The 19237-nt window shown below is 61.6% G+C and carries 15 protein-coding genes; 8 read left to right on the top strand and 7 right to left on the bottom strand.

Annotated features, from left to right (window positions below; genetic code table 11):
• Positions 1-51: 51 nt before the first annotated feature.
• A complete protein-coding gene (locus tag K529_RS02505) occupies positions 52-975 on the bottom strand; it encodes an MYG1 family protein (RefSeq protein ID WP_005652304.1) in 924 nt (307 codons plus the stop codon).
• Positions 976-1118: 143 nt separating this feature from the next.
• A complete protein-coding gene (locus K529_RS02500) occupies positions 1119-1796 on the bottom strand; it encodes an arylesterase (RefSeq protein ID WP_040643373.1) in 678 nt (225 codons plus the stop codon).
• Positions 1797-1847: 51 nt separating this feature from the next.
• On the opposite strand from K529_RS02500, the gene K529_RS02495 reads away from it, so the two are divergent.
• Positions 1848-2552, top strand: a complete 705-nt coding sequence (locus K529_RS02495; RefSeq protein WP_046002825.1) for an ABC transporter ATP-binding protein — start codon at positions 1848-1850, stop codon at positions 2550-2552.
• Positions 2549-5089, top strand: a complete 2541-nt coding sequence (locus K529_RS02490) for an ABC transporter permease (RefSeq protein WP_046002824.1) — start codon at positions 2549-2551, stop codon at positions 5087-5089. Before K529_RS02495 ends, K529_RS02490 begins: the two co-directional genes overlap by 4 nt.
• Positions 5090-5101: 12 nt before the next feature.
• On the opposite strand, the gene K529_RS02485 is transcribed toward K529_RS02490, so the two are convergent.
• Positions 5102-5569, bottom strand: a complete 468-nt coding sequence (locus K529_RS02485; RefSeq protein WP_005671293.1) for an RrF2 family transcriptional regulator — start codon at positions 5567-5569, stop codon at positions 5102-5104.
• 103 nt (positions 5570-5672) lie between these two features.
• Between K529_RS02485 and K529_RS02480 the strand changes: the two genes are divergently transcribed.
• On the top strand, positions 5673-6242 hold the full coding sequence (locus K529_RS02480; RefSeq protein WP_046002823.1) for a gamma-glutamylcyclotransferase family protein: 570 nt from the start codon (positions 5673-5675) through the stop codon (positions 6240-6242).
• Positions 6239-7423 (top strand): DUF2254 domain-containing protein, encoded by a 1185-nt coding sequence (locus K529_RS02475; RefSeq protein WP_005652490.1) that lies wholly within the window; start codon positions 6239-6241, stop codon positions 7421-7423. The genes K529_RS02480 and K529_RS02475 overlap by 4 nt, the downstream gene beginning before the upstream one ends.
• Positions 7424-7484: 61 nt before the next feature.
• Here K529_RS02475 and gltX read toward each other — a convergent pair whose 3' ends face one another.
• Entirely contained in the window at positions 7485-8810 is a 1326-nt protein-coding gene (gene gltX, locus K529_RS02470; protein ID WP_005652488.1) for a glutamate--tRNA ligase, read from the bottom strand.
• Between the two features lie 228 nt (positions 8811-9038).
• Here gltX and K529_RS02465 point away from each other — a divergent pair, with 228 nt between their 5' ends.
• The gene (locus tag K529_RS02465; protein WP_046002822.1) at positions 9039-9977 is read left to right on the top strand and encodes an MBL fold metallo-hydrolase; all 939 of its coding nucleotides are present in this window, start codon (positions 9039-9041) and stop codon (positions 9975-9977) included.
• Here the strand turns inward: K529_RS02465 and K529_RS02460 are convergent.
• Positions 9974-11275 (bottom strand): NAD(P)/FAD-dependent oxidoreductase, encoded by a 1302-nt coding sequence (locus K529_RS02460; RefSeq protein WP_046002821.1) that lies wholly within the window; start codon positions 11273-11275, stop codon positions 9974-9976. The genes K529_RS02465 and K529_RS02460 overlap by 4 nt on opposite strands.
• A gap of 138 nt (positions 11276-11413) precedes the next feature.
• On the bottom strand, positions 11414-13072 hold the full coding sequence (locus tag K529_RS02455; protein ID WP_005618695.1) for an NAD+ synthase: 1659 nt from the start codon (positions 13070-13072) through the stop codon (positions 11414-11416).
• Between the two features lie 170 nt (positions 13073-13242).
• On the opposite strand from K529_RS02455, the gene K529_RS02450 reads away from it, so the two are divergent.
• Together K529_RS02450 and K529_RS02445 are read left to right on the top strand one after the other, a co-directional pair.
• Positions 13243-14688, top strand: coding sequence for an MORN repeat-containing protein (locus K529_RS02450; RefSeq protein WP_005618692.1), 1446 nt, complete (start codon positions 13243-13245; stop codon positions 14686-14688).
• 8 nt (positions 14689-14696) lie between these two features.
• Complete coding sequence (locus tag K529_RS02445) at positions 14697-15737, top strand: hypothetical protein (protein ID WP_005618690.1); 1041 nt, start codon at positions 14697-14699, stop codon at positions 15735-15737.
• Here the strand turns inward: K529_RS02445 and K529_RS02440 are convergent.
• Positions 15734-17257 (bottom strand): cryptochrome/photolyase family protein, encoded by a 1524-nt coding sequence (locus K529_RS02440; protein WP_005618678.1) that lies wholly within the window; start codon positions 17255-17257, stop codon positions 15734-15736. The genes K529_RS02445 and K529_RS02440 overlap by 4 nt on opposite strands.
• A gap of 360 nt (positions 17258-17617) precedes the next feature.
• Between K529_RS02440 and K529_RS02435 the strand changes: the two genes are divergently transcribed.
• The gene (locus tag K529_RS02435) at positions 17618-19201 is read left to right on the top strand and encodes a 2-isopropylmalate synthase (protein ID WP_005618676.1); all 1584 of its coding nucleotides are present in this window, start codon (positions 17618-17620) and stop codon (positions 19199-19201) included.
• Positions 19202-19237: the final 36 nt, after the last annotated feature.

Raw genomic sequence — 19237 nt, 5'->3', positions numbered from 1 at the left:
CGATATCAACGCCAACCCCGTGCCCCGGCAGCAAAAAGCCATTGGGGCTGTTTACTCTGCCACCTCGGCCACCGCGAGTTCGGCCAGTTTCAAAATCGCATCGCGGCTGTCGGCAATCGCAAGGAAGCGGGCGTTGTGGCAGAACTTCGCGCCCTTTACCCCGGAGGCCTGCTCCAGCGCCGCATCGGTAAGTCCCGCCCATGCGGCAGGCAGATCGGCGCGGGTCTCGAACGTGTCGTCGCCAGTGCGGATCGTGGTCAGCGCCCAATCGGAATTGCGCGGGTGGACCACAAACAACAGATGGTCCGCGCCCGCGCGCTCGACCGCGCCGCGAAAGGGCATGCCCATAGGCAGTTCCAGCACACGGCCTGTGCCTGCATCCTTGATTGCGGTCAAAACCACATCGGCGGCACGCAGCTTGGCCGCCTTATGGCGGATGCGGGCCTCAACAATGGCTCTGGCCACCGTGAGCGCCGCATGAAAGGCCGTATCATCGGCCCCCTCGCTGCGGTCATCAAACACCGGTTTCAGGCTCTCCAGCAGCACCGGCAGCGTGAGGCCTGCAAACAGCGACCCCGCCTCTGCCGTGTCCACCGCGCCATTGTCCAACAGGTCCACAGGGCGCACAAAATCCTCGTCGAATGCGGCGTGGACCTGCTCCAGATCTTTCTCCGGCACCGCCTGCGCGCGCAGATAGTCACGCCCAAACTCCGCCCAGATCAGACCAAAGGAGCTATAAGGCTGCCCATTCGGGCGCAGCGGGTTGGGGCGCTGGTGGTGGTCGAAAATCCCGGCACCTGCATCAAATTCACCACCCACATCATAGATGATCCGCCCTTCAGCCGGGGTGATCCAAGATTTGTCGCGTGTCCGTACCAGCTCTGCGTCAGGATAAAGGCGGCTCAGGATGACGGTCGAGAGCAGTTCATCCGCGTGAAAACCGCCCGAATGGGTGACAAGATGGGAAATGGTCATGGGCGCGCCTCGCGTAGCAGGGGCGACCTTGGGCCGCCTTTTGGGGTGCCATGGGCAATAGCGCGCGCAACGTCAAGCGTCACCTTGTTGCGGCCCATAGGATTGCGCGCATTTAACTAAAAATCGCTCCCCCAAAGGCCGCGTCACCCGCCGCTTTGGGCCGAAACCTCTGTAAGACGCTGCATAAACGCGCGCAGGGTCGGCTCCATTGCTTTGATGTTGAGCGCAACCCCGCGAGCGTTTGGGTGGATGCCGTCATCTTGCATAAACGCCCCCATTTGGGCCGGGTCCTCGCCGGTCTCTGCCGCCATGCCAGCAAAGGCAAACGGATGCAGAACCAAATCATAAGCCTGCGTCAGGTCGGGGTAGATACTGTCAAAGGCAGCCTTGTAATCCGCGCCGTAGTTGCCCGGCGCCTGCATGCCGATCAGCATGACCTCCGCCCCCGCCGCGCGCGAGGCCTCTATGATGCGGGTCAGATTGGCGCGCGTGTCTTCGGGCGGCAGGGCGCGCAACAGGTCATTGCCGCCCAAGAGCACAATCACCCCATCGGGTTGATCCGCCAAGGTCCAGTCGATCCGTGCCGCGCCCCCTGCGGTGGTGTCGCCAGATACGCCCGCGTTGGTCAGCGCCACATCATAGCCTTCGGTATCGAACCACAGCTGCAGTTGCGCAACCAAGCCCTGATCCTGCGGCAAGCCGTAGCCCTGCACCAGACTGTCACCAAAGGCGGTAATGCGCAGGGGTTCTGCCCACGCAGTGGTCAAAAGCAAGGGAATGCTAACCAAACTGACCACAATTTGCCTAAGAAACTTGCGCATGGCTTTGGACACTCCATATCCATTTGAGATCAAAAAGACAGGTAGCCCCATATGAGCAACGACGCCCGCCCCGTTCTTACACTTCAAGATGTGCATTTGTCGCTCAATGGCAATACCGGCCCGGTACGTATCCTCGAAGAGATCACTCTGGATGTCGAAGCGGGCGAGACGTTGGCGCTGGTGGGGCCATCGGGGTCCGGGAAGTCCTCGCTCTTGATGGTGATGGGCGGGCTGGAGCAGGCAACAGGTGGTAGCGTGCGCGCCATGGGCGAGGATCTGACCCGGCTGAGTGAGGACGCCCTGGCCCGGTTCCGCCGCGCCCATATGGGGGTGGTGTTTCAGAGCTTTCACCTGATCCCGACGATGACGGCGCTGGAAAATGTCGCCACACCGTTGGAACTGGCCGGCGCGCGTGATGCGTTTGACCGCGCCCGCGAGGAACTGAAGGCCGTGGGGCTGGGCCATCGCTGCGATCATATGCCCGCGCAGATGTCCGGTGGCGAACAGCAGCGGGTGGCACTGGCCCGTGCGGTGGTGACACGGCCCGAGATCCTCCTGGCGGACGAACCCACAGGCAATCTCGATCAGGCCAATGGTGCACAGGTAATGGATCTGCTGTTTGACCTGCGCGACCGGCATGGCTCCACGCTGGTGATGGTGACACACGCGCCTGAGTTGGCCGAGCGCTGCGACCGCACCGTGCATTTGCGCGATGGTCGCATCCAGACAAGCGCCCAGCGTGAGGCGGCGGAATGAACGCTGAGACAGCGGCTCCGAGCCAGCTTCGCCTTGCGTGGCGCTTTGCCCTGCGCGAATTGCGCGGCGGCCTGCGCGGCTTTCGCCTGTTTCTTGCGTGCCTTGCGCTGGGGGTCGGTGTCATTGCCGCTATCGGCTCCATTCGGGCGTCGATCGAGGCGGGGCTTGCGCGCGAAGGCGCGAGTCTCTTGGGGGGCGATGCGGAGCTGACATTCACCTATCGCTTTGCTTCCGAGGATGAATCCGCCTGGATGGAGGAGATCGCCCGTGATCGCTCCGAGGTGGTTGAGTTTCGCTCAATGGCCGTGGTGGGGGAAGAACGCGCGCTGACCCAGGTAAAATCGGTGGATGCCGCCTACCCTCTGCGCGGTGAGGTCCGCCTGACCTCGGGCCACCCCCTGCACGCGGCACTGGCTGAGGTCGATGGCCGCCCCGGCGCGGTGATGGAAAAGGTACTGGCTGACCGGCTGGGCCTGAGCGCGGGCGACGGGTTTCGCCTTGGCACGCAGGAGTTCCGCCTGAGCGGCCTCCTCGCGTGGGAGCCGGATGCCGCCGGGTCCGGGTTTTCCATCGGGCCGCGCACCTTGGTGCACACCGACGCCTTGGCGCAATCGGGCCTTTTGGCACCGGGCACGCTCTACTCCACCAAATACCGCCTGACCCTCCCCCCCGAGGCTGACTTGCAGGCGCTGGAACAGGACGCCCGCGCACGGTTTGAGGACAGCGGCATGCGCTGGCGCGATGCCCGCAACGGCGCGCCGGGAATTGCGCGTTTTGTCGAACGTCTGGGCGCGTTTCTGGTGCTGGTCGGCCTCTCTGGTCTGGCGGTCGGGGGTGTCGGAGTCTCAACAGCGGTGCGCGCGTACCTCGCCACCAAAACAGAGACCATCGCCACCCTGCGCACCCTCGGAGCGGAACGGCGGGTGATCTTTCTGACCTATTTTCTGCAAATCGGTGTGCTGTCGCTCTGCGGGATTGCCCTCGGGTTGCTGCTCGGCGGGCTTGGCCCGCTGTTGCTAGGGCCGTTGATCGCGGCGCAACTACCCTTTCCGGCGGTGTTCTCGGTCTACCCCAGCGCGCTGGCGGAATCGGCACTTTACGGTGTTTTGACTGCATTGCTGTTCACCCTCTGGCCCCTGGCGCGTGCGGAACGCATCCGGGCGGCGGCGCTCTACCGGGATGCGGTGGGCGGGAAAATCCATTGGCCCGCGCCACGGTACATCGTCGCGACACTTGCGACGCTTGGCCTTCTGATCGCCGCCGCGGCCTTCTTTAGCGGAGCACCGGAACTGGCGCTCTGGACCGCTGGCGGGTTGATCGGCGCGCTCATCGTGCTGCTGATTGCCGGGGCCGCCATTGGCGCGCTGGCGCGGATGGGCAATCGGGTGGCACGGGGGCGACCGGCCCTGCGCTGGGCGCTGGCGTCCATTTCGTCGACCCGCGAGGGCGCAATGCCGGCGGTGCTGGCGCTGGGGCTTGGCCTCACGGTGCTGGCCGCGATTGGCCAGATCGACGGCAACATGCGCCGCGCCATTGCGGGCAACCTGCCGGACGTGGCGCCGTCCTATTTCTTTGTCGATATTCAGCGCGACCAGATGCCCGCCTTTCTGGAGCGCGTCGAGGGGGACCCACAGGTCAGCAAGGTCGACAATGCGCCGATGCTGCGCGGCATCATCACTCGCATCAATGACCGCCCGGCCAAGGAGGTTGCGGGCGATCATTGGGTGATCCGGGGCGATCGCGGCGTGACCTATGCGGCCGCCAAACCCAAAAGCACCAAAGTGACCGCAGGCGCATGGTGGCCCGAGGATTACAATGGGGAGCCACAGATCTCCTTTGCCGCCGAAGAGGCCGAGGAAATGGGCCTGAAACTCGGCGATACCATGACCATCAACGTGTTGGGCCGCGACATCACCGGCACCATCACCAGCTTCCGCGAGGTGGATTTTTCCAACGCGGGCATGGGGTTTGTGCTGACCATGAACGAGGCCGCCCTGCGGGGCGCGCCGCATAGCTATATCGCCAGCGTCTATGCCGAAGAGGAGGCCGAGGCGGCAATCCTGCGCGACGTGGCCCGCGCCATGCCCAATATCACCGCAATCCGGGTGCGCGACGCGATCAATCGCGTGTCCGAAATCCTCGGCCAACTGGCCACCGCCACCGCCTATGGCGCGGCCGCGACCTTGTTCACGGGTTTTCTGGTTCTGTTGGGTACGGCGGCCGCAGCGGAACCTGCGCGGCGCTACGAGGCGGCGCTCTTGAAAACGCTTGGCGCGCCGCGCGGTCAGATCCTGCGCAGCTTTGCGCTGCGCTCGGCCCTGCTGGGCGCGGCGGCGGGGAGTGTGGCACTGTTGGCGGGCATCCTTGGCGCATGGTCGGTGAGCCATTTTGTACTGGAGACCGACTATGTGGTGATCTGGCCCAATGCGCTTGGGGTGATCGGCGGCGGCATCTTGGTGACGCTCTTTGCCGGGCTGGCCTATGCGCTGCGCCCGCTGGCCGCTCGGCCCGCCCGGGTGCTGCGCGCGCGCGACTAGGGGCGCAGCCCTCTAGGCGTGCGCGGTCACCGCAGGACCCGGACAGGACACGGGTGCCAAAATGCGTTGCAGATCAAAGTTATCGCAGGTCAGGCTTTCCAATGTGACCCCGTCGAGCGCACTGTAAAAGGCCTCTCCTGCGCGGCTGAGCGCATCGCGCAGGCGGCACGCCTCCACCAAAGGGCAGGTGTTGTCGACATCGGCAAAGCACTCCACCATCGGCAGACCGCCCTCGACCTGCCGGAATACATCGCCAATGCAGATGTCGGCGGCGGAGCGGCTCAGGTTCAGCCCGCCATTGCGCCCGCGTTGTGTTTTCAAAAACCCAAGCTGGCTCAGCTGATTGACCACCTGTGCCAGATGATTCTCCGAAATGTTGCAGCGCTGCGCGATTTCGGATTTTGTAACGAGGCGACCCTCATTGAGGGCGCAATACATCAGCAGACGGACCGCGATATTGGTTCTTTTTGTGATACGCATGTCTGGGGCCCTCTCCCATTGGCGGCGATGGCCCACTGTTGCAAATTAGGACAAAAAGCGGTTTGACATACATCAAAGCTCGCTCAGAAAACGACAAGGCCCCATGACACCGCATTTCTTCGGCTTCGGCAGCCTCGTGAACATCGCCACCCACGTTTACGGCAACACCCGCCCCGCGCGCCTGCAAGGCTGGCGGCGTGCATGGGTCCATACGCCTGAACGTGATCTGGCATTCTTAAGCGTCACCGCCGCCCCCGGCAACGTGATCGAAGGGCTGCTGGCCGCCGTGCCGAATGGCGACTGGGCCGCATTGGATGAGCGGGAAACCGGCTATGTGCGGGTGGATGTGACCGCGCAGGTGGGACATGACATGGCCCCTGCCCCGCAAATCTCGCTCTATCAGGTGCCCGAAGAGACGCAGGACCGGGACGCCAATGGCCACAAGATCCTGATGAGCTATCTCGACGTGGTGCTGCGCGGCTATACAGAGGTCTTTGGCGAAGGTGGCGCGCGGGCTTTTATGGCGACAACAGATGGCTGGGACACGCCGATCCTCGATGATCGCGCCACCCCGCGCTATCCGCGCCATCAGGAGATGACCACAGCCGAGCGCGCGTTCCACGATGCGCTGATCGCGGAGGCTGGCGCACGGGTTCTGGCGGACAGCCAATGATCTCGCGCGGCCTCCTGCTGCTGCGGCGCATTGTGCGCCAACTGTGGTTTCGGGTGGTTGCGATTTCGCTGTTCTCCTTGCTGGCGCTCGCGGTGGCCCCCTTGCTGGCCCCTGTGCTGCCGCAAGAATGGGAAGATCGCTTTGGCCGCGATGCGGTACTGCCGGTTCTGACGATCCTGGCCTCCGGCATGCTGGCGGTGACGACATTTTCGCTGAACGTCATGGTCAGCGCCTATCGCACGGCTTCCTCCATGGCGACACCGCGGGTCTATCGGCTGCTGCTGGAAGACACCGTCACCCAGAGCGTGCTGGCGACCTTCACCGGCGGCTTTGTCTATTCCCTGAGCGCGATCATTCTGTTTCGGGCGCAACTCTACCCGCCGGGGGCGGCCTTTGTGGTGTTTGTGATGACGGCGCTGGTGGTGGTGCTGATCGTGGTCGCAATCCTGCGTTGGATCGATCACCTGTCGGATTTGGGCAGCATGGATCACACGTTGCGCCTGATCGAAACCCGCACCTGCACCAGTCTGCAAGCCCGCAAGGACACGCCTTGTCTTGGTGGCTGTTGCGGCACGAGCGCGCCGCCATCAGATGCCCGCCCCATTGCAGCAACCCAAAGCGGATTTGTCCGTTATGTGGATATGGCCGCGCTGAACGCACGCGCTGACGAGGCGGGCGTCACCCTCTACCTCACCCGGCTGCCCGGTGAATTTGTCCTGCGTGGCCGCCCCGTTGCGGTGGCGGAGGGGGCTGACGAGGCCTTTTGCGAGGAGGCCTGCGACCTCATCGATATCGGTGACATACGCAGCTTCGAACAAGACCCGACCTTTGGGCTGACCTTGCTGGCGGAAACCGCGCAGCGCGCCTTGTCCCCCGGCGTCAATGATCCGGGCACCGCCTATGAGGTCATGGGGCGCATCACCCGCCTGTTATGGGAAAACCTGCCCGAAGACACGAGCGCCACAAAGGCAGAGGCGGATTATCCGCATGTTCACCTGCCGCCTGTGACAGCCAAAGACCTGCTGAAGGTGAGTTTTCCACCCATCGCGCTTTATGCAGAAGATGCGCCAGAGGTCATGGCATGGATGGAGACGTCGCTCAAAGCGCTGGAACATCACTCCAACACCGCCATGACAGAGGCCGCCCGCGAGATGCGCCGCAGCTATTTTGACGCGCAGTAGCCCATAAAAAAGCGGACAGAGCCTGCGCCCTGCCCGCTTTTTGTCTTGGATATTTCCCGGCTCAGCCGCGCGCGCGCACGGTCTGCATCAAGGCCAGCAGCGCCGACATGTCGGGGCCGCGCTCCATGCCGGTTACGGCCTTGCGCAGCGGCATGAACAGACCCTTGCCCTTGCGGCCAGTCTTTTCCTTCACTGCGGCGGTCCATTTGCCCCAGCTCTCAGAGTCGTAAGGGCCTTCGGGCAGAAGGGTCATCGCTTCGGCGATAAAGTCTTTGTCCTCGTCGGCAATCAGCGGCTCCGCCCCGTCGCGGCACAGAATCCACCAGCCCTCAAGATCCTTGAGCGTGGTGATGTTTTCCTTTGCGACCGCCCAGAAGGCCTCCTGCTTGTCCGCTGGCACACCGATCCCATCAAGCTCTGCCTTGACGGTCTCCACCGGCAGAGTTTGCAGGTAGCGCGCGGTCAGCGGGTAGAGGTCTTCGGCGTCGAATTTGGTCGGAGCAGAGCCAAAACGGTTGATGTCAAACCCCTCGATCAGCTCTGCCATATCGGTGCGCAATTCCACCGGATCAGAGGACCCCAGACGCGCCATCAACGACAGAAGCGCCATCGGCTTCACACCCGCCTCACGCAGATCGCGCAGCGCCAACGTGCCGAGGCGTTTCGAGAGCGCCTCCCCTTGCGGGCCGGTCAGGAGCGAGTGGTGCGCAAATTCCGGGTGACCAAAGCCAAGGGCCCCCATGATCTGGATCTGCGTCGCGGTGTTGGTCACATGGTCAGAGCCGCGCACCACATGGGTGACGCCCATATCGGTGTCATCCACCACCGAGGCGATGGTATAAAGCACCTGCCCGTCACCGCGGATCAGCACCGGGTCCGAGACAGACGCCGCATCAATAGAGATGTCGCCAAGAATGCCGTCGGTCCACTCAATGCGTTCCTGATCAAGCTTGAAGCGCCACACACCATTGCCACGCTCGGCGCGCAGGGCGTCTTTTTCGTCCTCCGACAGCGCCAGTGCGGCGCGGTCATAGACCGGTGGTTTGCCCATATTGAGCTGTTTCTTGCGCTTGAGGTCGAGTTCGGTCGGGGTCTCGAAGGCCTCGTAGAACCGGTTGATCTCGCGCAGCTTGTCGGCGGCCTCGGCATAACGGTCGAGCCGCTCGGACTGGCGTTCGACCTTGTCCCATGTGAGGCCAAGCCATTCCAGATCCTGCTTGATCGCGTCGACGTATACCTCTTTCGAGCGTTCGGGATCGGTGTCATCGATGCGCAGGATGAAGGTGCCGCCAGCCTTGCGGGCGATCAGATAGTTCATCAAGGCGGTGCGCAGGTTGCCCACGTGGATATAGCCGGTGGGCGACGGCGCAAAACGGGTGGTGGTCATCGCAAATCTCCTGTTGAGGTTGCTCTGTCACAGGCGCGCGGAATTGTCCAGTTTTCGCGTCTGTCGCTGCAAAGATGCGCCCCTGTCGGGGCGCGGCCTCCGGCGGGGATATTTGGGAGAAGTTGAAGGCGGTGTGGTGCTCCCACGCATTCGTGATCGGGCTTCAGGGGACTTTGCGGGCTAGCGCGCTAGGCTTGGATCATACCACTCAACAGGGAGACCAAGAGGATGACACTAAAGCTATCCCGCCGTGCCGCGCTGGCCGGTGCCGCCGCCGCCCCGATTGCCGCCAGTGTTGCTGCGCCCCTGCGGGCCGCTGGCGAAGGGGGTGCCATGAAACCCTTGCATGCCCGCGCCTTCAAGGTTGGCGATTATACCGTGCACAGCCTGCTTGCGGGCAGCACCGGGCGCGATGGGGTGAAAGATATTTTTGGCGGCGGGGCCTCGGATGAGGCGTTTGCAGAGGTCGCTGAGGAGAATTTCATCTCAGACACCAGCGCGCAGTTCTATTTCACCCCGACGCTGGTTGATACCGGCGCGGAGAAAATCCTGTTCGACACAGGCCTCAACGCGGGCGGCATCACATCGGCGCTGGCAGATGCAGGGGTAACCCCTGAGGAGATCGACGTGGTGGTGCTGACCCATATGCATGGCGACCACATCGGCGGCATGACGGATGACAGCGGCGCTGTGACATTCTCCAATGCGCGCTACGTGACGGCGGCGCGGGAGTATGACCACTGGACCGGCCTGCCCGAGGGCAATGGCGGGGCGGATCGGGTGCGGGCCAAGGTGGCGCCGCAGGCCGAGAAGATGAGTTTTATCGAGGATGGCGGCACGGTGGCCTCCGGGGTGACCGGCATGGCGGCCTTTGGGCATACGCCGGGGCATATGGTCTACATGATCGAGAGCGGCGGGCAGCAACTGCTGCTGACAGCGGATCTGGCCAATCACTATGTGTTCCCCTTTGCCCATCCCGAATGGCAGACCAGTTTCGACACCGACAAGGATGCGGCCTCGGCAACGCGGCGGCGGGTGCTCTCAATGCTGGCAGACAGCCGCACGCCAATGATCGGCTACCATATGCCGTTCCCGGCTGCGGGCTATGTGGAGACGCGGGGCGACGGGTTCAGGTTTGTCCCGGTCAGCTATCAGATGATGGGTTAAGACCCAAAGCGGCTCAGGCGGAAGGGGCGCGGGTCCACAATGGGCGCGTCCCCCGTCACCAGATCCGCAGTGAGCCGCCCGGCACCGGGTCCAAGGCCGAAGCCGTGCCCGCTGTAGCCCGTAGAGACAAACAGGCCGGGGCGGGCCTGTACTTCGGAGATCACCGGAATTTCATCCGGGGTCACATCAATCAGGCCACCCCAGCTTTGAGTGACATCGGCCTTTTCCAGTGCCGGGAAGGCATCGCGCACCGCCACAAGCCCACGGCGCAGCGCCTTTTGCGAGGGCTGAGGGTCAAGCACGCGGGTTTCCTCAAAGGCGGTACGGTCCTGCCCTGTCCAGGGGCGGGCCTCGCGGGCCTCAATGCGCCAGCGGTTGGAGAGGCGGAACCGCAGGGCGGTGACATCCTGCAGAAAGGCCGGAATAAAGCGGTGCCCGATGCGGAACGTGTCGGGCACGATGTCAAAGGTGTTTTCGCCGCCCGAGGCAACGGTATAGCCGCCATCAGCGCGTTTGCGCAGACCAAAGCCCGCCGCCCAGAGCGCGGTTTCAGGGACACCCTCGACCGGAGAGAGGCGCATCACGGAATTGAGCACCTTGAGTTGTGGCAGGAAGATGCCCTCGTTGCGCAGGAACAGGCGCGACCAGGCCCCGCCCGCTACCACCACAGCTGTTGCGGTCACGCGGCCCTTTTCGGTGACAACACCCCGAATGCGCCCGGCTTCCACATCCAGTGTGCGCACAGCACAGCCAGCGACCACCACGGCCCCTTTGTCGCGCGCAGCCGAAGCAATTGCATGCGTGGCCATCTGCGGTTCGGCGCAACCGTCCTGCGGCGTGTGAAAGCCCGCACGCAACCGATGGCCATAGCCCGGTGTCAGCGCCTCCAGCGCCGCGCCGCGCAGCATATGGCCTTCACCGCCAATCGCCTTGAGATGCTCCGCCCAGGCCAACAACTCCGCCTCGCGCTTGCGGCTGCCTGCGGTGAACATGATGCCGCGTTTAGCATAGCCCGTCGCGTAGCCGGTACGTGCGTCGAGTCCCTCCCAGATGCGCTGGGAATGGGTCATCAGTTCCATCTCGCGGGGGTCACGCTGCGACATGCGCACCCAGCCCCAATTGCGTGAGCTTTGTTCGCCCGCAATCTGACCCTTTTCGCACAATAGCACCGAATGGCCCCGTTCAGCGAGTTCCAGCGCCGTGGATGCGCCAACGATTCCACCGCCGATCACGACGACATCAACCGCGTTTGGCAGCACGCGGTCCGAATTGAAATGAGGCAGCTGTGGTCCGGGCATGGGTCAGTTCTAGTCCGTGGGCGAAGAGCGGGTCTAGCCGCGTATAAGGCTCTGTCGGCCAGTTCCTCTGGCCTGTGTTCTTCCGGCCTCAATCAAGGCCGGAACCACCTTGTTTTCCGAATGCGCCGCAGCGTTTTTTCAGCTGGGATCACGCCAGCGATTGACAATCGGATAGCGCCGATCAAGCCAGAAGGCGCGCTTGGTCAGGCGGGCACCGGGTGCGGACTGAAAGCGCTTGTATTCGCTGATATAAAGCAGGTGCTCGACCCGTTTTGCCACGTCGCGCTCAAAGCCTGCGGCGACGCAATCCGCGATAGATCCGTCCTGATCCACAAGGATATCGAGAATCGCATCCAGTTCGGGATAGTCCGGCAGGGAATCGCTGTCTTTTTGGTCTTCGCGCAACTCGGCTGAGGGGGGCTTGTCGATGACATTGGGGCGGATCACCTCGCCCGAGGGGCCCATCATCCAGTCCCGGTGATTGGCATTGCGCCAGCGGCAGGTTTCAAAGACCCGTGTCTTGTAGAGATCCTTGATCGGATTATAGCCGCCGTTCATATCGCCGTAGATGGTGGCATAGCCCACCGCGACCTCGGATTTATTGCCGGTGGTCAGCAGCATCTCGCCAAATTTGTTGGACATTGCCATCAACAACAGTCCGCGCAGGCGGGACTGGATGTTTTCCTCGGTGAGATCCGCGTCACGCCCCGCAAAAAGCGGTGCCAGCGTGTTGGTGATTGCTTTGCGCCCTTCGGAAATCGGAACATAGTCGTAATGCACGCCCAGCGCCTTGGCGACCGCCTCGGCATCCTCCAGCGAGTCCTTGGAGGTATATTCCGAGGGCAGCATGACGCAGCGCACGTTCTCCGCGCCCAGCGCATCGACCGCGATCGCGGCCACGATGGCAGAGTCCACACCACCCGAGAGGCCAAGCAGCGCTTTCTTGAACCCGGTCTTGCCCATATAGTCGCGCAAGGACAGCACCATGGTGCGATAGTCCTGCTCCCATGCATCGGGCAGATGCGCCTTCTCGCCCTCTTTGATGCGCCAGCCATCGGCCGTGCGCTCCAGATCGAGCTGCGCGATGCATTCGTCAAAGACCGGCAATTGAACCGCCAATGCGCCATGCGGGTTGAGCGCAAATGTCCCACCATCAAAGACCTGATCGTCCTGACCGCCCACCATGTTGAGGTAGATCACCGGCAGGCCGGTTTCGACCGCGCGGGCCACCATGTGGTTGTAACGGGTTTCCATCTTACCGCGATAATAAGGCGAACCGTTGGGGATCAGCAGGAACTCGGCACCGGTTTCTTCTAGCGTCTCGGCGACATCCTCATGCCAGCCGTCCTCGCAGATCGGGCTGCCGATACGGGTATTACCAACGGAATATGGCCCGCCCAACGGCCCGGCATCAAAAATCCGCACCTCGTCAAACACCGTTTCATTCGGCAGGTGGTGTTTCAGGCATTTGGACGCGATCTTGCCACCCTTCAGGATCAAGTAGGCGTTGAAAAGCTTGCCATCCTCGACCCACGGGCTGCCAATCGCCAGCGCCGGACCCTCTGCCGTGGCTGCGGCCAGTGCCTCCACCTCGGCAATCGCGGCCTGATGAAAGGCCGGTTTCATCACCAGATCCTGCGTATTGTAGCCGGTAATGAACATCTCCGGCAGCGCCACAAGGTCAGCCCCGGCGTCGCGCCCCTCTTGCCATGCGCTGAGCGCCTTGGCGGCATTGCCAGCCAAATCGCCAACGGTCGGGTTCAATTGCGCAAGCGTGATGCGAAAACTATCGGCCATCTTACGGGTCCTCGAATTCATCTCTTACCCAGCCATGTATCAGATCCCCGCCGAAGGGAAAGCCTAAGGGGGCAAAACCGTTGCGACCAGATCGCCGCTGACATAGGTTCGCGGTCAAGCAACCCAATTTCCAGGCAGCTCTCGAAGAACTTGAGGCAACTGAGGTTTCCATGATCCGCATCGGCTCCACACTTATCCTGACTTCCCTGCTGGCGCTGACCGCTGCGGGTGTCGGGACTCCCGCATTTGCACAGGACGGACAGGTCCTGACCACCCAGGACGAAATCGGCGGCGTCTACGAGGGGGAGTTCAAGGGCGGGCTGCAACATGGTCAGGGCACTTATAAATTGCCCAATGGCTATGAATACTCCGGCCAATGGGTCGATGGCGAAATTCGCGGCAAAGGTATCGCGCGCTTTCCCAATGGCTCCGTCTATGAGGGGGATTTCTCCAAGGGCAAACCCGAAGGTCTGGGCAAGATCACCTTTGCCGATGGCGGCACCTATGAGGGTGAATGGCAAAACGGCGTGATCAACGGCCAAGGCATCGCGATCTACGCCAATGGCGTGCGCTATGAGGGCGCATTCGTCAACGCCAAGCATCATGGCCGCGGCATTATGCAAAACCCCGGCGGCTATCAGTATGAAGGCGATTGGATTGAGGGCCGTAAAGAAGGCACCGGAAAAATCACCTATCCCGATGGCACCACCTATCAGGGCGGCATCAAGGACGGCAAGCTCGACGGGCTTGGCACGTTGGTGATGCCGGACGGGCTGAAGTATGAGGGCGAATGGGCTGACGATCAGATGAACGGCACCGGCACGCTGACCCAACCCAACGGCGACGTCTACGAGGGACCGCTGGTCAATGGCCGCCGCCATGGCGAAGGCATCCTGCGCTATGCCAATGGCGATAAGTATGAAGGCCGGTTTGAGGATGACCTGCGGCAGGGTCAGGGGACATTCACTGGCACCGATGGCTATATCTACACTGGTCAGTGGCAGGCCGGGCAGATCGAAGGCCAAGGCAAGGTGACCTATCCCGACGGATCGGTCTATGTGGGCGATTTCCGCGATGATCTGGCCCATGGCACCGGCAAAATCACCTACCCCGATGGCTCCACCTATGAGGGCGAATGGGTCGCTGGCGTCATTGAGGGCGAAGGCAAAGCCACCTATGCAAATGGCGCAATCTACGAAGGCAGTTTCAAAAACGCCAAGAACGACGGTCAAGGCGTGATGACCTCACCCGAAGGCTACCGCTACGAGGGCGGCTGGAAAGACAGCCTGCGCCACGGCGAGGCTAAAGTGACCTATGCGGATGGCTCGATCTATGAAGGCGAGTTTGCAAATGGTCAGCGCCATGGCACCGGTAAAATCACCCGTCCCGATGGTTTCAGCTATGAGGGCGAATGGTCCGAGGGCAAGATCAGTGGCAAGGGCATTGCCACTTATGCCAATGGCGACATCTACGAGGGCAATTTCGTGGATTCCAAACGTCAGGGGCCGGGCACCATGCGTTACGCCTCTGGCCAAGAGGCCTCCGGCACTTGGGAGAATGGCGCGCTGAAATCCTCAGCCGATCAACCGGCTGAAACTGAAGGCGGCAGCGACTAACCTTTCGCATGGCCACGCTCCTTTATCTTGTCTTTGGGCGCGCGCTGCGCCAACAACAGCAGCTCTCTTACAGCATCCTCTCCGCCCTGAAACAGGGGCTGGAGGGGGTGGAGATCCTGCTGATGTGCGATGAGGCCAATCGCCGCCCGGATCTGCCTGTGCGCCATCATATCCTGTCAGCCGATCAAATCGCACAATGGACGGACGCCGGGCGCAGGTCTGCCCGGGCGCAGCTTCATGCGCTCAAACTAACCCTTTCAGAAAGCACCGCCCCGGTCTGCTGGGTGGCAACGGACACTGCGTTTAAGGCACCTCCCCGTGAGATGACCGAGCGCATCACGGCGCAGGTGCCCTTGTTCTATGATCGCGACGGCTGGCTGGCGGGGCGCCCGGACTGGGCGCCCATCATTGACGCCTGCAAAGGCACCGCGCTTGAGGCCCATATTCATAGCAGTACCGAAGTCCTGAACACGGGGATTTTAGGCCTGACCCCGGCAGAAATTTATTTCATAAATCAATCATTAGAGCCGCATAAATCGCCGGTAAACGATCCAATTATTGACAATTTCGAACAAACATACCTCGGCGCACTTCTGTCGAAAAACGCGCAGGAATTCCACTTTGCCAACGATACGGTGAGCCAATATTCAAACTATATGCGGCATGTGTATCATGGGCGCTTTGATGTTATGTTTCCGCATGGGCGGGCTGTGAACCTGGAACTTGTTCAAAAGTTACCCACAATAAATGAGCCGCCTAAACCCTTGTCCCTGAGACTAAAAGCAAAAGCATACTCAGTGCGCCACGGGCTTGGGCGCGGCACGGAGTTTGGTTATCTCGCTTATCTCTGCGCCTTTGCCGCCCCAACGCCGGAGGGGCGCAATGTCTGGGCCAACATCGCGCTCGATATGATGGAACGCTCGGCGCGCACGCCTGACAAACTCGCCAAGGATTTGCCCAAACTGGCACCGAATGCCCTGGCGCTCGCCGAGCTGTCGCCCGAGACAGAAGACAGATGGCGCAAGTTCTGGATGAGCAAGACCCGCTAAACCTTTTCGCCCGCCTCCAGTTTGGCAAGGAACGCCTCGGCCTCCTGCAAGATCACATCCCGCTTGTCAGCGTCCATCCGATCCCACGTGCGGTACATATTGCCCATACGCGGATTGCCCTCAAACCGATCCCGGTGACGGTTCAGAAAATGCCAGTAAAGCAGATTGAACGGGCAGGCCCCCTCGCCCGTTTTCTGCTTCACCTTATAGGCGCAACTGGCGCAATAGTTGGACATTCTATCGATATAGGCTCCGCTGGACACATAGGGCTTGGAGGCAATGATGCCGCCATCGGCAAACTGGCTCATGCCGACCGTATTGGGGGCCTCCACCCATTCAAACGCATCCGCATAGACCGCCAGATACCAGTCGTGCACCTCGGCGGGATCGATCCCGGCCAGCAAGGCAAAATTGCCGGTCACCATCAACCGCTGGATATGGTGGGCATAGGCTTCTTCTTGTGTTTGCCGCACCACTTGCGACAGGCAATGCATCTCGGTTTCCGCCCCCCAATAGAGCGATGGCAAGGCGCGCGTCTGACCCAGCGCGTTGCGGCTGGGGTAATCCTCGCCCTCGATGAAATAGATGCCGCGCACAAATTCGCGCCAGCCCAGGATCTGGCGAATGAACCCCTCCACCGCATTGAGCGGCGCACGCCCCGCCTGCCATTCTGCCTGTGCGGCCTCGCAAACCTCAAGCGGTGACAGCAGGCCGATGTTCAGATAGGGCGACAGGATCGAATGATAGAGCCAGCGCTCATCCGTCATCATCGCGTCCTGAAAATCACCAAACTGCGGCAGGGCATGGGTGATGAAATGCGCCAGCGCCTCCAGCGCCTGATCGCGGGTGGTGGCAAACCAAAACGGGCGCAACTCACCAAAATGCTTGCCAAACCGTGCCTCGACCAGATCCAGCACGTCCTTGACGTCGTCATCTGGCTCAAACCGGGGCGGGCCAGCATGGTCGATCTCCTTTGGTGGCGCTTTGCGGTTCTCGGAATCATAGTTCCACTTGCCGCCGGCGGGGTCGTCCCCCTCCCTCAACAGGCCGGTTTTCTTGCGCATCAGGCGATAGAAATACTCCATCCGGAGCTGCTTTTTCCCCGCTGCCCAATCGGCAAAATCCGCGCGTGTCGCCAGAAAACGATCATCCGCGTGGAAATGAACCTTGAGAGGTGCGTATTTCAGCGCGCGGATCAGCCGCCACTCGCCGGGCGTGGTCGCCAGCACCTCGGAGGCGTCAAATTCCTCGGCCCGTCGCAACAGCTCCCCCACGATGCTGTCAGCGCCCTCCTCATCCAGACGGCGATAGGCCACCTGCCAGCCCTGCTGTCGCAAATGGGTAGCAAACTTGCGCATCGCTGCCAGAACCAGAGCGATCTTTTTGGGGTGATGCGGCACATATGTGCCCTCATCCATCACTTCGGCCATGACCACCACATCGCGTGCGGGATCAGCCGCCTTTAGCGCTGATAATCCTTCGGACAGCTGGTCGCCCAATACTAATATAAGCCGTGTCATGACCGGCATAACTGGCGTGATGCGCGGGGAATTCCACTCTTTGCTTTCAACTTCTTATAAATATCCAAATCCAACCGAAGTCTCAGCACACCACGGTCGCTGCAGCGCAGAGAAATTTGTCCCTTTTCATTCGCCTCATGGCCTGTATAACTCAGGCCATGACCACGTATCCGCATATCCAGATTGCCGACGCTGCCACCTGCAGCGCGCTTTCGCGTGGCCTACTGCTCCTAATCCGCCTCTGAGCGTGCCATCCGGCGCGCCCGCTCAGAGGATGTGCATGCGCGCCAAGGATTGGACCCTACCCCCCGAACAAAACGCCTGACGTCCCCGGGGATCAGAGCAAGAAAGACATCTGACATGACTAGCATTACCGACACCGTGAACCCGCAGGATCGCGTTCTCATTTTTGACACCACCCTGCGTGATGGCGAGCAGAGCCCCGGCGCCACCATGACCCATGATGAAAAGCTTGAAATTGCCGAGCTGTTGGACGATATGGGCGTCGATATTATCGAGGCAGGCTTTCCGATCGCCTCCGAAGGCGATTTCAAGGCCGTGAGCGAGATCGCAGAACGCTCCAAGAATTCCGTGATTTGTGGTCTGGCCCGCGCCAACCTCAAGGACATCGACCGCTGCGCCGAGGCCGTGCGCAAGGCCGCCAAGCCGCGTATTCACACCTTTATTGGCACCTCGCCGCTGCACCGGGCCATTCCGAACCTCACCATGGATGAGATGGCCGAGCGCATCCACGACACCGTGACCCATGCGCGCAATCTGGTGGACAACGTGCAATGGTCGCCGATGGACGCGACCCGCACCGAGTGGGATTACCTCTGCCGGGTGATCGAGATCGCCATTAAGGCGGGTGCGACCACCATCAACATCCCCGACACGGTAGGCTACACCGCCCCGCGCGAGAGCGCCGACCTGATCCGCCGCCTGATCGAAACCGTGCCCGGCGCGGATGAAGTTGTGTTCGCAACCCACTGCCACAACGACCTTGGCATGGCGACCGCAAACTCGCTGGCAGCTGTCGAAGCGGGCGCACGCCAGATCGAATGTACCATCAACGGTTTGGGCGAACGCGCAGGTAACACCGCGCTGGAAGAGGTGGTGATGGCGATGCGGGTGCGCAACGACATCATGCCGTTCCAGACCGGGATCGACACCAAGAAGATCATGCATATCTCGCGCCGTGTCGCCACGGTTTCGGGTTTCAACGTGCAGTTCAACAAGGCCATTGTCGGCAAGAACGCCTTTGCTCATGAGAGCGGCATTCACCAGGATGGCATGCTCAAGAACAAGGAAACCTTTGAGATCATGCGCCCCGAGGACGTGGGTCTTGCGGGGACTTCGCTTCCTTTGGGCAAACATTCGGGCCGCGCGGCGCTGCGCGACAAGCTCACCAATCTCGGCTACGAGATCGGGGACAACCAGCTCAAGGACTTGTTCGTTCGCTTCAAGGAGCTGGCCGACCGCAAGAAAGAAGTCTTTGACGACGACATTATCGCGCTTATGCGCACCAGCGGCGATGAGGATGATCATCTGAAACTGGTCTCGATGAAGGTGGTTTGCGGCACCGGTGGTCCGGCAGAATCCACTGTCGAGATGGAGGTTGACGGCAAGGACGTGACAGAAACCGCCGAGGGCGACGGTCCGGTGGATGCGACCTTTAAGGCGATCCGCAAGATCCACCCCAACGCCGCGCATCTGCAGCTTTATCAGGTACATGCGGTCACGGAAGGCACTGACGCGCAGGCGACGGTTTCTGTGCGCCTCGAAGAAGATGGCGTCATCGCCACCGGCGACAGCGCCAACACCGACACAGTTGTGGCCTCCGCCATGGCCTATATCGACGCACTTAACCGCCTGATCGTGCGCCGCGACAAGATGGGCGAAGGCGCAGACTCGCGTGAGATTTCCTATAAGGACGTCGACTGACACCGCAGCTTGCTGCAAAAAACGACAGCAAAAAGG

Source organism: Tritonibacter mobilis F1926 (assembly GCF_000376545.2).
Lineage (GTDB): Bacteria > Pseudomonadota > Alphaproteobacteria > Rhodobacterales > Rhodobacteraceae > Epibacterium > Epibacterium mobile.
The sequence above is the reverse complement of the archived record's forward strand: the minus strand, read 5'-3'. Positions and strand labels throughout refer to the sequence as shown.

Excerpts from the sequence above, each read along its gene's own strand:
- K529_RS02505 (WP_005652304.1), bottom strand. The coding sequence starts at position 975 with ATGACCATTTCCCATCTTGTCACCCATTCGGGCGGTTTTCACGCGGAT.
- K529_RS02440 (WP_005618678.1), bottom strand. The coding sequence starts at position 17,257 with ATGACACGGCTTATATTAGTATTGGGCGACCAGCTGTCCGAAGGATTA.
- K529_RS02485 (WP_005671293.1), bottom strand. The coding sequence starts at position 5,569 with ATGCGTATCACAAAAAGAACCAATATCGCGGTCCGTCTGCTGATGTAT.
- K529_RS02450 (WP_005618692.1), top strand. The coding sequence starts at position 13,243 with ATGATCCGCATCGGCTCCACACTTATCCTGACTTCCCTGCTGGCGCTG.
- K529_RS02460 (WP_046002821.1), bottom strand. The coding sequence starts at position 11,275 with ATGCCCGGACCACAGCTGCCTCATTTCAATTCGGACCGCGTGCTGCCA.
- K529_RS02435 (WP_005618676.1), top strand. The coding sequence starts at position 17,618 with ATGACTAGCATTACCGACACCGTGAACCCGCAGGATCGCGTTCTCATT.
- K529_RS02445 (WP_005618690.1), top strand. The coding sequence starts at position 14,697 with ATGGCCACGCTCCTTTATCTTGTCTTTGGGCGCGCGCTGCGCCAACAA.
- K529_RS02465 (WP_046002822.1), top strand. The coding sequence starts at position 9,039 with ATGACACTAAAGCTATCCCGCCGTGCCGCGCTGGCCGGTGCCGCCGCC.
- K529_RS02455 (WP_005618695.1), bottom strand. The coding sequence starts at position 13,072 with ATGGCCGATAGTTTTCGCATCACGCTTGCGCAATTGAACCCGACCGTT.
- K529_RS02490 (WP_046002824.1), top strand. The coding sequence starts at position 2,549 with ATGAACGCTGAGACAGCGGCTCCGAGCCAGCTTCGCCTTGCGTGGCGC.
- K529_RS02475 (WP_005652490.1), top strand. The coding sequence starts at position 6,239 with ATGATCTCGCGCGGCCTCCTGCTGCTGCGGCGCATTGTGCGCCAACTG.
- K529_RS02480 (WP_046002823.1), top strand. The coding sequence starts at position 5,673 with ATGACACCGCATTTCTTCGGCTTCGGCAGCCTCGTGAACATCGCCACC.
- K529_RS02500 (WP_040643373.1), bottom strand. The coding sequence starts at position 1,796 with ATGCGCAAGTTTCTTAGGCAAATTGTGGTCAGTTTGGTTAGCATTCCC.
- gltX (WP_005652488.1), bottom strand. The coding sequence starts at position 8,810 with ATGACCACCACCCGTTTTGCGCCGTCGCCCACCGGCTATATCCACGTG.
- K529_RS02495 (WP_046002825.1), top strand. The coding sequence starts at position 1,848 with ATGAGCAACGACGCCCGCCCCGTTCTTACACTTCAAGATGTGCATTTG.